Here is a 283-nt window from a genome sequence, read left to right as displayed (position 1 = left end):
TGCCCAGATGCGGATTTAGCGGCCTACAACCGCCGTAGCGGCAAAGAGGCGAGCGGGCTGGGGCGTAACGTCACGGTGTTTGAGAACGTGCTGGAATGGGCCTACAGCGCTGTCAGAGAGTATTGGCGACCCAACGGGTACGACGCATGGGCGAGCGCAGTCCACGGGGTCTGCATGCAGGCCAACGCCTTTGGGTTGGAGCAGGGAGGCCCTCTGCCTGTGTCCGAGGTGAAGGCAACGGCAAAGAGCATTGCCCGTTGGGTATGGCAGCGTTTCAGCCCGG

Annotated in this window: 1 protein-coding gene; it reads left to right on the top strand. The window is 62.9% G+C overall.

What is annotated here, in order from left to right; genetic code table 11:
- Positions 1 to 283 (top strand): primase C-terminal domain-containing protein (locus B4920_RS26085; protein WP_173862708.1); only part of this gene is annotated, 283 nt, incomplete at both ends.

Source organism: Zoogloea sp. LCSB751 (assembly GCF_002028455.1).
Taxonomy (GTDB): Bacteria; Pseudomonadota; Gammaproteobacteria; order Burkholderiales; family Rhodocyclaceae; genus Zoogloea.
The sequence above is the reverse complement of the archived record's forward strand: the minus strand, read 5'-3'. Positions and strand labels throughout refer to the sequence as shown.